Source organism: Nocardia sp. NPDC127579, from assembly GCF_042672005.1.
Lineage (GTDB): Bacteria > Actinomycetota > Actinomycetes > Mycobacteriales > Mycobacteriaceae > Nocardia.
In genome coordinates, this window is sequence record NZ_JBHXVZ010000006.1 from 56,278 (window position 1) to 70,992 (window position 14,715).

The window sequence follows — 14,715 nt, forward strand, 5'->3', positions numbered from 1 at the left end:
CGCGACCAGCAGAAGGAGACCGATCCCATGAACGCCGGTGACGCGCGGACGAAAGCCGCCACGTCCACGACCCGAACATCCGCGGTCGTCGAACCCGCGATCGTGTTCGACCGGGTGGGGGTGCGCTACGGCGCGGGGCGCAAATCCACTGTCGCCCTGGCCGATTTCACCCTGCGCGTCGCCGCCGGGGAGACGGTCGCCCTGCTGGGGCCGAGCGGCTCGGGCAAGTCCACCGCGCTCAAGGCGCTGGCCGGATTCGTCCGGCCCACCTCGGGCGCGGTACGGCTGGCCGGACGTGAGGTCACCGACCTCTCACCCGCCGCGCGTGGAATCGGGGTGGTGGTGCAGTCGTATGCGCTGTTCCCGCATATGACGGTGCACGGGAATGTCGCCTTCGGCTTGAAGGCACATCGGGTGCCGCGCAAGGAGATCGGCGCGCGCGTCACCGAGGCGCTGGAGATGGTCGGTATGGGCGCGTACGCGAAACGGCTGCCGCGCGAACTGTCCGGTGGCCAGCAGCAGCGCGTCGCCATCGCCCGGGCACTGGCCATCCGGCCCAAGGTGCTGCTGCTGGACGAGCCGCTGGCTGCCCTGGACGCGCAGCTACGCCAATCCATGCTCGGCGAGTTGCAGCAGCTGCGAAAAGCCCTGCCGGACACGGCGATGCTGTATGTCACCCATGACCAGGCCGAGGCGCTGGCGCTGGCCGATCGGATCGCGGTCATGCGGGACGCGCGACTGGTCGACATCGACACCGCCGAGAACCTGTGGCAGCGCCCGCCCAGCGATTTCACCGCCGCCTTCTTGGGCGGCGCGAACCTGGTGCCCTGCACCGTGAACCACATCTCCGGCGATGCGGCCCTGGTCACCGCCGGGCGACACACGCTGCGTGCCACCGCGCCGAAACCGGGTGTGGGCAAGGCTGATTGGGTACCCGACGCGCACGCACTACTGTGCGTTCGCCCGCACACGCTGATCATGGGCGCGACCACGGATCGAGACGCACTGCGCGCCCGGGTGGTCTCGAGTGTCTGGCGCGGCGCCGCCACCCGCCTGTACCTGGCGGTCGATGGCCTGCCGGACGAGATCGTCGCCGAGGTGCCGGGACACCGTGCCGCCGAGCCGGATTCGATCGTCGGCGTGCGTTTTCCGGATCCGGCGGGAGTGCTCATTCCCGCCGAAGTGGGCGCTGGGACGGGCGAATCCGGAGCGGGCGAATGACCGTGCGCACCGGCTCACCGCAGACCGGTGCTGCCACGGATCGGCTCGACTCGCACGCCGGGATGAGCGCATGGTCCCCGCGCGCCTGGCGGCCGGTCCTGTGGACCCTGCCTCCGGTACTGATCGTGCTGGTCATCGCCGGGTATCCGATCACGCGAGTACTCGCCGAATCGACAGTGACGCCCGCTGGGCGCGGTACGGCGGTCTGGAGCCAGGTGCTGGGCTCGGAGGCGTTCCGAGATGCGCTGTGGCGCACCGTGTCCATCGCGATCGCCTCGACGGTGGGCTGCCTGGTGCTCGGTTCGTTTCTGGCGGTGGTGCTCGCCTTCGTCCCGTTCCGGGGATCGCAGGTGGTGGGCAGGCTGATCGATACGGTGCTCACGTTGCCGTCGTTCCTGGTGACGCTGGCCTTCACCTTCCTGTACGGGACGGCGGGCGCGGTCAACGCGCTGATCGCCGAACTCACCGGGCGCACCACCCCGCTGCTGAACTTCCTGACCACTCCGTGGGGTGTGATCGCCGCCGAGGTCACCTTCTTCACTCCGTTCGTGGTGCGGCCGCTGCTGGCCGCGTTCGCCCAATTGCCCAGGGAGCAACTCGATGTCGCGGCCAGCCTGGGGGCCTCCCCGTGGCGGGTGCTGCGGCAGGTGGTGCTGCCCGAAGCCTGGCCCGCGCTGGCGGCCGGCGGCAGTCTCGTACTCCTGCTGACGCTCAACGAATTCGGGATCGTCCTGTTCACCGGGGCCAAGGGCGTGCTGACGCTGCCCGCCATGATCTACACCCGGGGCATCGTCACCTTCGACCTGCCCGGTGCGGCGGTGCTGGCCACCGTGCAGGTGGTGCTGTCGCTCACGCTGTACACGGCGTATCGGATCGTGTTCGCCCGCTTCATCTCCCGGAAAGGACGCTGATCATGCTGGTGTGGACCCGAACCGGGAAAGCGGTGGTGCTCACCGTCTTCGGGCTGGTGCTGACGGTGGTGTTCGTGGCACCGATCACCACCGTGGTCGCGGCGGCGCTGGCGGGCAGCTGGATCGGCCCACTGCCCTCGAATCTCGGGCCGGCCAATTTCAGTCAAGCGTTGACCGGCGACGACGCGGCGAGTCTCGCGGTCAGTCTGCAGACCGCGCTGATCGCGGGTGCGGTGGCGCTGCTGCTCGGCACCTGGGCGGCGCTGGCGGCCCGCGAAGCGCCCGGCTGGTGTCGTCGTCTCACCGACGCGGTGTTCCACCTGCCGGTCGCGGTGCCCTCGGTCGCGATCGGCCTCGGCGTACTGATCGCGTTCAACGAACGTCCGCTGCTGCTCGGCGGCACCAAATGGATTGTCATCCTGGCGCATTCGGTGCTGGTGCTGGCCTACGCCTTCAGCGCGGTCTCGGCCGCGCTGGACCGCCTGGACCCGGGCTACCGGCAAGCCGCCGAATCCCTGGGCGCCGGACCGATCCGCGTGCTCTGCCAGGTGACGCTGCCGCTGCTGCTGCCCGCCCTCGGCGCGGCGGCCGGACTGTCGATCGCGCTGTCCATGGGCGAACTCGGCGCGACCATCATGGTCTACCCGGCCACCTGGCGCACCCTGCCGGTGACCATCTTCGGCCAGACCGACCGCGGCGAGATCTTCACCGCCGCGGCCGGCACCAGCCTGCTGGTATCGGTCACCCTGGTGTCGCTGGTACTGCTCGGCCGGCTGAAGGGCCGCGCGGCCCTGCGGTGACTAGGATCGACGAATGTCCGCGCTCCCGTTGATCTTCACCGCCGGCTGGGCGAGCGGCATCAACGCCTACGCCGTCGTGCTGCTGTTCGGTCTGCTCGGTGTCACGGGGCTGGCCGACGACGTCCCGGCCGGCTTGCAGCGCACCGATGTGCTGATCGCGGCGGGCGTGCTGTTCCTGATCGAGGCGGTCGCGGACAAGATCCCGTATTTCGACTCGTTCTGGGACGCCATCCACACCGTCATCCGCCCGGCCGCGGGCGCGGTGGTGGCCGCGCTGCTGGCCGGTTCGGACGGCTCGCTGCCGCAGCTGGCCGCGGCCGCGGTCGGCGGGACCACGGCGCTGGTCAGCCATCTGGTGAAGGCCGGGCTGCGGATGGGCGTCAACACCTCGCCGGAACCGGCGAGCAATATCGTCGTCAGCGTCGCCGAGGACATCGGCGTCGCGAGCGTCATCACGCTCGCGGTCTTTCATCCTGTGCCCGCGGCGATCATCGCCGCCGTCCTGCTGGTGCTCGGCGTGCTGCTGGCCGTGTTCGCGGCCAAGCGCATCCGGCGCTCGTGGCGGCGGCTGCGGACCTGGTGGGAAACGCGGCGCGGCAGGGCATTACCGAGTTAGCGCACCTGCGGGGCGACCTTCTCGCCGAACAGTTCGATGGTGCGGAGCACCTGCTCGTGCGGCAGCGTGCCGACGCTGGTGTGCAGCATGAAACGGTCCAGGCCGAGGGTGTCGCGGACATCGGCGATCTTCTCGGCGACATAGTCGGGCGTGCCGACGAACAGCGACCCGCTCTGCGAGCGCAGCGCGTCGAACTGCTGGCGGGTCATCGGACCCCAGCCGCGCTCGCGCCCGATCTGGCTCATCGCCGCCGCGTACGGCTCGTAGAAGTCGGCGACCGCCGCCGCGTCGGACTCGGCGATATAGCCGTGCGCGTGCACCGCGACCGGCTGCTTCTCGTGGCCGCCCTCGGCCAGCGCCCGGTGGTACAGCTCGACCAGCGGTCCGAACCGGGCGGGCTGGCCGCCGATGATCGCAATGGCCAGCGGGAGGCCGAGCAGTCCGGCGCGGATCACCGATTCTGGGCTGCCGCCCACCGCGATCCAGACCGGTAGCGGCCGGTCGTCGGTCCGCGGATAGACGATCGCGTCGCGCAGCGCCGGGCGGAACCTGCCCGACCAGCTGACCGGGCCGTCGTCGCGGATCTTCAGCAGCAGCGCCAGCTTCTCCTCGAAGAGTTCGTCGTAATCGGACAGGTCGTAGCCGAACAGCGGGAACGACTCGGTGAACGAGCCACGTCCGGCCATCAACTCGGCCCGGCCGCCCGACAGGCCGTCCAGGGTGGCGAACTCCTGATACGCGCGAACCGGGTCGGCCGAACTGAGCACGGTGACCGCGCTGGTCAGCTGGATGCGCTCGGTGCGCGCCGCGATGGCCGCCAACACCACGGCGGGCGCGGACGCGGCGAAATCCTGGCGGTGGTGCTCGCCGACGCCGTACACGTCCAAGCCCGCGCGCTCGGTCGCCACGGCTTCTTCGACCACCTCGCGCAGGCGCTGCCCGGCGCTGGGTGCGGGCCGGTCACCGACCGGCATGACCTCGGCGAATGTCGTCATTCCCAATTCCACGGCAGTGTCCCTGTCTGTGAGTGGTCGTTGCTCTGCCGATTAAACGGACCTTAGTCCGTATCTATTCCGCGGTGGTGGGAGGGAGGTGGCCGGTGCACCGGCCACCGGCCCGATAGGCTTGCGCCATGGCAGTCGGTACCCGCAAACCCCTCGTCCCCGGCACACAGTCGCCCATCCGCGAGGTGCCGCGCGCCATCGAACGACCCGAGTACGCGTGGAAGAAAACGGTGAACGAGGGCAGCGAGCCCTGGGTGCAGACGCCGGAAACCATCGAGAAGATGCGGATCGCGAGCAAGATCGCGGCGCAGGCGCTCGAAGCGGCCGGCAAAGCGGTCGCGCCCGGCGTCACCACCGACGAACTGGACCGGATCGCCCACGAATACCTCTGCGACCACGGCGCGTACCCGTCGACACTGGGCTACAAGGGATTTCCGAAGTCCTGCTGCACCTCGCTGAACGAGGTGATCTGCCACGGCATCCCGGATTCCACCGTGATCGAGGACGGTGACATCGTCAATATCGATGTCACCGCCTACATCGACGGCGTGCACGGCGACACCAACAGGACCTACCTCGCCGGCGATGTCGACGAAGAGGTGCGGTTGCTGGTGGAGCGCACCGAGGAAGCCACCATGCGCGCCATCAAGGCCGTGCGGCCCGGCCGCGCGCTGAACGTGATCGGGCGCGTCATCGAGTCCTACGCCAACCGCTTCGGCTACGGCGTGGTGCGCGACTTCACCGGACACGGCGTCGGCCCCACCTTCCACAGCGGCCTGGTCATCCTGCACTACGACCAGCCGGCCATCGACACGGTCATCGAAGAGGGCATGACCTTCACCATCGAGCCGATGATCAACCTCGGCGGCATCGACTACGAGATCTGGAACGACGGCTGGACCGTGGTCACCAAGGACCGCAAGTGGACAGCCCAGTTCGAGCACACCCTGGTGGTGACCGCGACCGGCGCGGAAATCCTCACCTTGCCGTGACGAGTGGACGGCCCAGTTCGAGGCTCACGCCCTCGGGTGGTGACCGCGACCGGCGCGGAAATCCTCACCTTGCCGTGACGAGTGGGCAGCCCAGTTCGAGGCTCGGGCCCTCGGGTGGTGACCGCGACCGGCGCGGAAATCCGTACCCCGCCGTGACCCCGCGGGGGGCGATGCTGGTCGCCGGGACCACCTCCGACGCCGGGAAAAGCGTTGTGGTGGCCGGGATCTGCCGGATGCTGGCGCGGCGGGGGGTGCGGGTCGCGCCGTTCAAGGCGCAGAACATGTCCAACAACTCCGTGGTCACTCTCGACGGCGGCGAGATCGGCCGGGCGCAGGCACTACAGGCCCGGGCGTGCGGGCTCGAGCCCAGCGTCCGCTTCAATCCGATTCTGCTGAAACCGGGTAGCGATCGGCGCTCCCAGCTCGTGGTGCGCGGCAAGGCGATTGCCACCGTGGGGGCCCGGGACTACTTCGTGCACCGGCGGGAACTGCGCGAAGTTGTTGCCGCCGAGCTGAATTCGCTGCGCGCCGACTTCGACGTGGTGATCTGCGAGGGCGCGGGCTCGCCCGCGGAGATCAATCTGCGTGCCACCGATCTGGCGAACATGGGGCTGGCCCGGGCGGCGAATCTGCCGGTCGTGGTGGTCGGCGATATCGATCGCGGCGGCGTACTGGCACACCTGTTCGGCACCGTCGCGGTGCTGGAACCCGAAGACCAGCAACTGATCTCGGCGTTCATCGTGAACAAGTTCCGCGGGGATGTCGAGCTGTTGAAACCCGGTCTGGACCGGCTCACCGAACTCACCGGCCGTCCCACGCTCGGCGTCCTCCCGTACGCCGAGGACCTCTGGATCGACGCCGAAGACTCGCTCGGCACCGTCGCCGACGCCCCCGTCGGACGGCCCCGCCCGCCGCGCGGCGACGAATGGCTGACCGTCGCCGCCGTCCGCCTGCCCCGGATCTCCAACTCCACCGATATCGAGGCCCTGGCCTGCGAGCCGGGCGTCGCGGTGCGCTGGGCCACCGAGCCGTCCCGCCTCGCCGACGCCGACCTGGTCGTGCTGCCCGGCAGCAAGGCCACCGTGTCGGATCTGGAATGGTTGCGCCGCAACGGAATCGCCGACGCGCTGCGCCTGCGTGCGGCCGCGGGCCGCCCGATCCTCGGCATCTGCGGCGGCTATCAGATGCTCGCCACCCGCATCGTCGACCCGGTGGAATCCGGCGCGGGGGCGGTCGAGGGCCTGGGCCTGCTCGATCTGGAGATCGAATTCGCCGCCGAGAAGGTCCTGCGCCAGGCCACCGGGGCCACCGCAGATCGGTCGATCCCGGTGCGCGGCTACGAAATTCACCACGGCCGCGTCACCCACACCGGCGATCCCGCCTGGCTGCACCTCGAAGGCGCCCCCGAAGGCAGTGCTACCGGCGCGATCTGGGGCACCCACCTGCACGGCCTGCTCGAATCCGACGCCTTCCGCCGCAGCTGGCTCCGCGAGGTCGCCCGCGCCGCCGCCCGCCCCGGCTTCCACCCGGCCGAGGACACCTCGGTAGCCGCCATCCGCACCGCCCAACTGGACCTCCTGGCCGACCTGATCGAGGACCACCTCGATGTCCCCACCCTCGAAGCCCTGCTCACCGGCGGCGCTCCCGCCGTTCCCACGCTCAGCACCACCCGCTGACCGAGTCGACGCGCTGAGGTGTTCAGGTGAGCGGTGTAGCGTTCAGCGGCATGGAAGCTCGGCGTATCGCGGTGGGGGACCGGGAATGGACCGTGCGGGTCGATGGCCCGGAGTCTCGGCACAGCGTGCTGTTGTTGCCGGATGCCGGGGATCCGCCGGAGGTGTTCGACGCGGTGTGTGCCCGGCTGCACACCTCCGATCTGCGCACCCTCACGGTGGAATCGATCGAGGGGCTGGATCCGGCGGCCATCCACGCGATTCTCGACGAACTCGCCGTGCCCTACACCCATGTCGCCGGGCGCGGCGCGGGCGCGCTGCTGGCCTGGCAGCTGTGCGCGGGCACCTTCGGCCGGTTCATCAGCCTGGTCGTGGCCGATCACGGTCACCCGGCGGTAGCGGGGCCGGACGGCGCGATCGCCGACGCCGGCTGCCGCCCGATGGAACTCCCGGTCACCGTGATCGCGACCAAGCGACTGCCGCGCGCGGTCGCGGAGACCTCCGGCCGCTACATCTACGGTGAATTCCGGGTGGTGCAGGTCGACGTCGACAATGTCGCCACCGAAGCCGACCACGAACTGGCCACCGAGATCGTGCTGCGCACCAGTCCCTGGTAACCGCCCGATTCCCGTAATCCGTTCCGCCGTTCTATTGTTCGAGGGAATCGGATCGAGAACGAGGTAACCATGCGGGGGATTCGGGCCGTGCTCGCGGTGACGGCCGTGCTGCTGGCCGGGTGCACACAGCTGACACCGGGCAGCCCGATGCCTGAGCCCGCGGCCCGCGCGCCCGTCACCATCGACACCTACGGACTGGATCTCTCCCTGCGAGACCGATCCGACCTGCAGACCGCCGCGGTGCTGCGCATCATCGACCCCTGCGGTTTCGTCAGCCCCGGCCAGTTGAGCAAGTACGGCGAAGTCGTGCAGGTGGTCCCGTATCTCGGTCCCGAACGGTGCCGGGCACTGGTGCACTCCGGTAGCGACACCGGCAGCCTGATGATCGAGGTCGGGGCCTACAAACCCGACACGGTCACCGACTATCCGGTGGACGGCGGCACGGTGTCGCGCCGGATGGACACGGTCGGCGGCTGCGAGCTGATCGTCCCCGCGCGGCTCCCGGTCACCGGTGTGGCCGGTCCCGGCGATACGTTCCTCGACCACATCGGCGTCACGGCAGGGGAGTTCGCGGGCGACGAGTGCGCGCCCGCCGCCGATGTGGCCGCGAAAATCCTTGCGGCGGTGCGTGATCTGAAACTGCCGCTGCGTCGCTACGCCACCGAGATCGTGCCCGGCGGCTTCTACGATCCCTGTGCGGCCGCGGGGCATCTGCCGACGGGCTGGCGGCTGACCCGTCTGGCAACGGTCGGACAGCCCTACGACTGCACGTTCTACGCCAACGGTCCCGACGGCAAGGAGCAGTATTTCGGGGTCCGGCTGGAAATCGACCGCGCCGACGCATCCGCGCTGGGCGCCCCGATCGATCTGAACGGGCGTCCCGGCACCCTCTACTGTCCCGGCGGTGCTGCGCCGGACATGCCGGACAACTGCTTCGCCGACTTCATCCTCGAGGGTGAAGTCGACGGCAACAGGTCCGGTTCCCCGCTGTCGAAGGTGGAAATGGCCTACGGCCGGGTCCGCACCACCGTCAGCGTGTACGGCATTCGGGCCGCCGTCGAGACGGTCGCGGCCGCGGCCACCGCGCTCTACCGCTGAGCGTCGCTGCCCGACTTGCGCTGATACTCGGTCAACCAGTCCAGCCAGTTGTCCAGCTCGGTGAACGCCTGCGCCAGCGGCTCCGCCGACGACAGGAACACATCGTGGCGGGCGCCGTCGATCGGCACGATATTGGTTCGGTCGCCGATGCAGCCGGCCCAGCGCTGGATCTGGCGCACGTCGAGCACAACGTCGGCGACGTCGGCGGCCGGGCCGTACGTGTGGGCGAACTTGGTCAGCCGGGAACGCAGGATCAGCGACGGCACGCCGATATCGAGGCCGCGCTGCAACTGCGCGTGCCCTTCCCGGATGGCGCGCAGCCAGCCGAAACGCACCGGGAACCCGGCCAGCGGCTTCCAATCCAGGTTGTAATCCCATTCGCCCGCGACGGTGCGGTGCAGGCTGTCGCCGTAGGTGCTGACCTGCGCGCCCGGAAGTTCGAACATGGACCGGAATCGGCCGAGCGCCTTGATGACCGGAGTGCCGATCGTGCGGTAGTAGGACGGACCCTGCAGATCGAACCAGGGGCTGTTGAGCACCAGCCCGATGATGCCCGCGGCGACCGTGCCGGTGGACTTGTTGAGCCGGTCCAGCCACAGCGGGGTGATCAGCCCGCCGGTGGAATGCGCGACCAGCAGCACCGGCGCGCCCGTCTCCGCCGTGACGATGCGCAGCGCCTCGTTCAACTCCGCGTCGTAGAGCGCCAGGTCGGTGACGTAGTGCGGTGTCTGGCCGTCGCGCAGCGAGCGGCCGCACTTGCGCAGATCGAGCGCGTAGAAGCGGTGGCCGCGCTGCGCGAAGTGCTCGGCCAGATGCCGCTGGAAGAAATAATCGGTGAAACCGTGCACGTACAGCACGGTCGCCTCGGTCGCGGGCGCGCCCGCCTCGGGGGTGCAGCGAATCAGTGTCGCCACCGCCTCGCCCTCGCCGTCCGGATCCGGGCCGAGGGGCAGCACGCGCTGCTCGTACCCCGCGCCGAGCACGTCCGGACGCCAGGACTCTCCAGTGATATCCGACACGCTGACCGTCGATTCATCCGTCACGAGTCTCAATCTAAGCCAGGTCGGGCGCGGATCGAAGACCGGTGGGGCGACTTTATCTATGTCACATTCGCCGCGTTCGTTTCGGGTATTCGAGGCGGTGAGGTGCACAATTGGGTCAAGGTGACTCAGGGGTAACCTCTTGTTCACCTAGCCCTGGCCCACGCGGCCCGCCGACCCCGGTGGGCAGCGCGAGAAGTGACAAGGAAGTCGATCTACCCGTGCCGAACGCTGCCATGACTGAAAAGACCGACGTCGTCCTCATCGGTGCCGGAATCATGAGTGCCACTCTCGGCGCGCTGCTGCGGCAGCTGCAGCCGAACTGGTCGATCGCCATGTTCGAGCGGCTCGACGCCGCCGCCGCCGAGAGCAGCGACCCGTGGAACAACGCGGGCACCGGTCACTCCGCGCTGTGCGAGCTGAACTACAGCCCGCAGACCGCCGACGGTTCCGTCGATGTCACCAAGGCCATCGACATCAACGAGCGCTTCCAGGTCTCGCGCCAGTTCTGGGCCTACGGCGTCGAGAACGGCATCCTGGGCGACCCGTCGGGTTTCATCAACCCGATCCCGCATGTCAGCTTCGTGCACGGCCAGGACGACGTGCAGTACCTGCGCAAGCGCTACGAGGCGCTGGCCGGGCATCCGCTCTTCGAGGGCATGGAGTACATCGACAGCCCCGAGGAGTTCACGCGGCGACTACCGCTGATGGCGCGCGGTCGTGACTTCTCCGACCCGGTCGCGCTGAACTGGACCGACGCGGGCACCGATATCGACTTCGGAGCGCTGACCACCGAACTGCTCGCCTACCTCGGCTCCACCGGCGCCGACATCGCCTTCGGGCACGAGGTACGCAACCTGACCAAGCAGTCCGACGGCAGCTGGCTGGTGAAGGTGGAGAACACCCGCACCGGGCGCACCCGCACGATCAACGCCAAGTTCGTCTTCGTCGGCGCGGGCGGCGGCGCGCTGCCGTTGCTGCAGAAGTCCGGCATCAAGGAGATCAGCGGCTTCGCCGGCTTCCCGGTGAGCGGCCAGTTCCTGCGCTGTACCGATCCGGCGCTGATCGCCAAGCACGAGGCCAAGGTGTACGGCAAGGCCGCCGTCGGCGCGCCGCCGATGTCGGTGCCGCACTTGGACACCCGGGTCATCAACGGCGAGTCCGGGCTGCTGTTCGGCCCCTACGCGGGCTGGACTCCGAAGTTCCTCAAGGACGGCTCCAACGCCGACCTGTTCAAGTCGATCCGCCCCGGTAACCTCGCGCCGATGCTCGGCGTCGGCCTCACCGAGCTGTCGCTGGTCAAGTACCTGGTCAGTGAGCTGCTGAAGTCACAGTCCGGCAAGGTGTACACGATGGAGGAGTTCATCCCGCGCGCCGAGGGCCGCGATTGGGAACTCATCACCGCCGGTCAGCGCGTGCAGATCATCCGCCGCAAGGGCGCGGGCGGCGTGCTCGAGCTCGGCACCGCGGTCATCGCGGCCGAGGACGGCTCGATCGCCGGGCTGCTCGGCGCCTCACCGGGCGCGTCCACCTGCGTGACCGCCATGCTCGACGTGTTGCAGCGCTGCTTCCCGCGCGAATACGCCGAGTGGACCCCGAAGCTGCAGAACATGGTGCCGTCGCTGGGCGTGAAGCTCTCCGACAACAAGGCGCTCTTCGGCGAGGTCTGGGACTGGACCTCCAAGACGCTCAACCTCACCTCCGCGCAGCACGCCGCGATGTGAACGGTTGCCCGGCGGCGCGATTCGGCCAAGTGGCTCGCGTCGACCCGCCGGGCGTGGTAGCAAGATGCGATGATGTCAACGGTTGCACTCAAGCGGTCATGGGCCCAGGATCTCGACACCGCCACCCTCTATCAGCTGTTGAAACTTCGCGTCGAAGTCTTTGTCGTGGAGCAGAAATGCGCCTATCCGGAGCTGGACGGTCTCGATCTGCTGCCGGAGACCCGCCATTTCTGGCTCGACGACGAAGGTGATGTCGTGGCCACCGCCCGGCTGTGCGAAGAGCACGCCGACGGGGTGAAATCGTTCCGGATCGGCCGGGTCTGCACCGAGAAGGCGGCCCGCGGGCACGGTTATTCCATCCGGCTCGTGAAAGCCGCTGTCGCCGAGGCGGGTTCGGCCACCATTCGGCTCAGCGCGCAGAGCTACCTGGTGGACATGTACGCCAAGCTCGGATTCAAGGTGGACGGCGAGGAATTCATCGACGACGGTATCCCGCACGTGCCGATGCGTAAAGGCTGATCCGCGGTGGGTGTGCCTCCGCCGGACTCGGGTTCGGTGGAGGACGCGCGGGTGAGGTCGCGAGTCGGTGGGTGGTTGCCGACGGCCTGGTCGCTCGCGCCTAGAGTTGGGGCGTGGTTCGAGCTGACGTTGCACTAGCGCCCCCGATCGGCGAGGCGGGATTCCCGTTCTCCGCCGTGGTCGGGCAGGAGCGGTTACAGCTGGCGCTGATCCTGTGCGCGGTACACCCCGGGATCGGCGGTGTGCTGGTGCGCGGAGAGAAGGGGACCGCGAAATCGACGGTGGTGCGCGCGCTCGCGCAGCTGCTGCCGCCCGTCGTCGACGAGATCGGCGCGCGGCCCGCGCGGTTGGTGGAGCTGCCGGTCGGGGCCACCGAGGATCGGGTCGTGGGTTCGCTCGATCTGGAACGGGTGCTGCGCGACGGTGAACAGGCCTTCCGGCCCGGGCTGCTGGCCGCCGCCCACCACGGCGTGCTCTACGTCGACGAAGTGAACCTGCTGCACGATCACCTGGTCGACGTGCTGCTCGACGCCGCCGCCATGGGGCGGGTGAATATCGAACGCGACGGGGTGTCGCATTCGCATCCCGCGCGGTTCGTGCTGGTCGGCACCATGAATCCGGAGGAAGGTGAGCTGCGGCCGCAGCTGCTGGACCGGTTCGGTCTCACTGTCGACGTCGCCGCGTCCCGGGATGTCGACGTGCGGATGGCGGTGGTGCGCCGCCGCCTCGACTACGAAGCCGACCCGGCCGGTTTCGCCGCCCGCTACGCCCGCGCCGACCGCGAGATCGCCGAGCAGATCCTGACCGCGCGCGATCTCGTCGCCCACATCCGGCTCGACAATGTCGAACTGCGGCGGATCGCCGCCCTGTGCGCGTCGTTCGACGTCGACGGCATGCGCGCCGATCTGGTCGTGGCGCGCACCGCGACCGCGCACGCCGCCTGGCGTGGCGCCGACCGGGTCACCGCGGCAGACGTGCGAGTCGCCGCCGAACTCGCCCTGCCGCACCGCCGCCGCCGCGACCCGTTCGACGAACCCGGGATCAGCGAGGAACAGCTCGACGAGGCAATGCGCGCGGCGGACGAGGAGGCGGCGCGCGAATCCGATTCGGAGAGTGAGGAGTTCGAGGACGCGGTGGATGGGCCGGAAGACGATCCGGACGACGACGGCCCCGGCTCCGGAGGGGCGCGGCCGGATGGCGATGGGCCGGACGGACCCGATGGTCGCGACGGAGCGGACGGCACGGGGCCCGATGGTCGCGATGGGGCCGACGGTGCGGGGCCCGATGGTCGCGATGGGGCCGACGGCACCAGGCCGGACGATCGTGCCGGGGCGGGGCCGGACGGCAACGGTCCAGATGTCCCCGACCGCGAGGTCGCTGCTGGTCGAAATGACTCGGCGAACGACGACGGCCGCGGAGACGACCCGCGCCGCCCCAGCGACCCCACCGCGCCATCGCGCGAAAACCGCACCGGCACAGCCTCATCCAGCAAGATCGTCGCCCCGCGCTGGGAGGTCCCCGGCATCGGCGAAGGCGCACCCGGCCGCCGCTCCCGCGCCCGCACCCGCCAGGGCCGCGTAGTCCGCCCGATCACCGACACCACCGCCGGCCTGCACCTACTCGGCACCATCTTCGCCGCCGCACCCCACCAGCATCGCCGCCGCACAACCACCCCGCCGCTATCGCCCGGCCGCACGAACACCGCTGCCCCGGCATCGAATCCAGCCGCCGTCGACGAGGCTCGCTCTGCCGCGGATTCGTGTGTGGATGTCGGCGGTGCGGTCCAGGACTCCTGGCACGATTCCGGTGATCAACTGTCGGATCGGGTTGGCGGCCCGGTGATCGGTGGCGGATTCGGCGCTGGCGCGCGGCGGGGATTGCTGTTGGAGCCGGTGGACTTGCGCGGGGCGTATCGCGAAGGGCGCGAAGGGAATCTGGTGGTGTTCGTGGTCGACGCCTCCGGGTCCATGGCCGCGCGGGATCGGTTGTCGGCGGTGACCGGGGCGGTGGTCGCGCTGTTGCGGGATGCCTACCAGCGACGTGACAAGGTAGCCGTGATCACCGTGCGCGGGGCGGACGCGGAACTCGTCCTGCCGCCGACCTCCTCGGTCGACATCGCGGTGCGGCGACTTGCGGGTATGCGGACGGGCGGTAAGACGCCGCTGGCCGCGGGACTGTTGAAGGCGCGTGCGGTGATCGGGCGGGAGCGGGTGCGCGATCCGCGGCGGCGGCCGATGCTGGTGCTGCTCACCGACGGGCGCGCCACCGGTGGTGTCGATCCGGTGATCCGGGCGCGGGCAGCGGCCGGGATGCTCGCTCGCGACGCGGTCACCGCGATGGTCGTCGACTGCGAACGCGGCATGATCCGGCTCGGCCTGGCCGCTGAACTGGCTCGCGAACTGCGCGGTGGCTATCTGCGTCTGGCGGAGCTCACCGGTGCGGCGGTCGCCGATGTGGTCCGTGCGAGTTCCGGGCATGCGGCGGCGTAACCGTCGTGGGT

General features: G+C 69.5%; 13 protein-coding genes. 11 read left to right on the plus strand and 2 right to left on the minus strand.

Features of this window, described 5'->3' with window-relative positions; genetic code table 11:
- The first annotated feature begins 27 nt into the window (after positions 1–27).
- From ACFVMC_RS20855 to ACFVMC_RS20870, 4 genes are all read left to right on the plus strand, one after another.
- A complete protein-coding gene (locus ACFVMC_RS20855) occupies positions 28–1,221 on the plus strand; it encodes an ABC transporter ATP-binding protein (protein ID WP_379212561.1) in 1,194 nt (397 codons plus the stop codon).
- 62 nt (positions 1,222–1,283) lie between these two features.
- Positions 1,284–2,132 carry a 2-aminoethylphosphonate ABC transporter permease subunit gene (locus ACFVMC_RS20860; protein WP_379213234.1) on the plus strand — a complete coding sequence of 283 codons (849 nt, stop codon included), beginning with the start codon at positions 1,284–1,286 and terminating at the stop codon, positions 2,130–2,132.
- 2 nt (positions 2,133–2,134) lie between these two features.
- Positions 2,135–2,932 carry an ABC transporter permease gene (locus ACFVMC_RS20865; protein ID WP_379212563.1) on the plus strand — a complete coding sequence of 266 codons (798 nt, stop codon included), beginning with the start codon at positions 2,135–2,137 and terminating at the stop codon, positions 2,930–2,932.
- Between the two features lie 13 nt (positions 2,933–2,945).
- A complete protein-coding gene (locus ACFVMC_RS20870) occupies positions 2,946–3,548 on the plus strand; it encodes a DUF4126 domain-containing protein (protein WP_379212565.1) in 603 nt (200 codons plus the stop codon).
- Here the strand turns inward: ACFVMC_RS20870 and ACFVMC_RS20875 are convergent.
- On the minus strand, positions 3,545–4,555 hold the full coding sequence (locus ACFVMC_RS20875) for an LLM class flavin-dependent oxidoreductase (RefSeq protein ID WP_379212567.1): 1,011 nt from the start codon (positions 4,553–4,555) through the stop codon (positions 3,545–3,547). The genes ACFVMC_RS20870 and ACFVMC_RS20875 overlap by 4 nt on opposite strands.
- Before the next feature lie 125 nt (positions 4,556–4,680).
- Here ACFVMC_RS20875 and map point away from each other — a divergent pair, with 125 nt between their 5' ends.
- The 4 genes from map (at position 4,681) to ACFVMC_RS20895 (ending at position 8,932) form a co-directional block, all read left to right on the plus strand.
- Positions 4,681–5,544 carry a type I methionyl aminopeptidase gene (map, locus tag ACFVMC_RS20880; RefSeq protein ID WP_379212569.1) on the plus strand — a complete coding sequence of 288 codons (864 nt, stop codon included), beginning with the start codon at positions 4,681–4,683 and terminating at the stop codon, positions 5,542–5,544.
- Between the two features lie 170 nt (positions 5,545–5,714).
- Entirely contained in the window at positions 5,715–7,220 is a 1,506-nt protein-coding gene (locus tag ACFVMC_RS20885; RefSeq protein WP_379213236.1) for a cobyric acid synthase, read from the plus strand.
- 50 nt (positions 7,221–7,270) lie between these two features.
- Entirely contained in the window at positions 7,271–7,834 is a 564-nt protein-coding gene (locus ACFVMC_RS20890; protein WP_379213238.1) for an alpha/beta hydrolase, read from the plus strand.
- 69 nt (positions 7,835–7,903) lie between these two features.
- Positions 7,904–8,932, plus strand: coding sequence for a hypothetical protein (locus ACFVMC_RS20895; protein ID WP_379212571.1), 1,029 nt, complete (start codon positions 7,904–7,906; stop codon positions 8,930–8,932).
- On the opposite strand, the gene ACFVMC_RS20900 is transcribed toward ACFVMC_RS20895, so the two are convergent.
- Positions 8,923–9,975 carry an alpha/beta hydrolase gene (locus ACFVMC_RS20900; RefSeq protein ID WP_379212573.1) on the minus strand — a complete coding sequence of 351 codons (1,053 nt, stop codon included), beginning with the start codon at positions 9,973–9,975 and terminating at the stop codon, positions 8,923–8,925. The genes ACFVMC_RS20895 and ACFVMC_RS20900 overlap by 10 nt on opposite strands.
- A gap of 233 nt (positions 9,976–10,208) precedes the next feature.
- Here ACFVMC_RS20900 and mqo point away from each other — a divergent pair, with 233 nt between their 5' ends.
- From mqo to ACFVMC_RS20915, 3 genes are all read left to right on the plus strand, one after another.
- Complete coding sequence (gene mqo, locus ACFVMC_RS20905; RefSeq protein WP_379212575.1) at positions 10,209–11,696, plus strand: malate dehydrogenase (quinone); 1,488 nt, start codon at positions 10,209–10,211, stop codon at positions 11,694–11,696.
- Positions 11,697–11,765: 69 nt separating this feature from the next.
- Positions 11,766–12,215, plus strand: a complete 450-nt coding sequence (locus ACFVMC_RS20910; protein WP_379212577.1) for a GNAT family N-acetyltransferase — start codon at positions 11,766–11,768, stop codon at positions 12,213–12,215.
- Positions 12,216–12,328: 113 nt separating this feature from the next.
- A complete protein-coding gene (locus ACFVMC_RS20915) occupies positions 12,329–14,704 on the plus strand; it encodes a VWA domain-containing protein (protein WP_379212579.1) in 2,376 nt (791 codons plus the stop codon).
- Positions 14,705–14,715 lie beyond the last annotated feature (11 nt).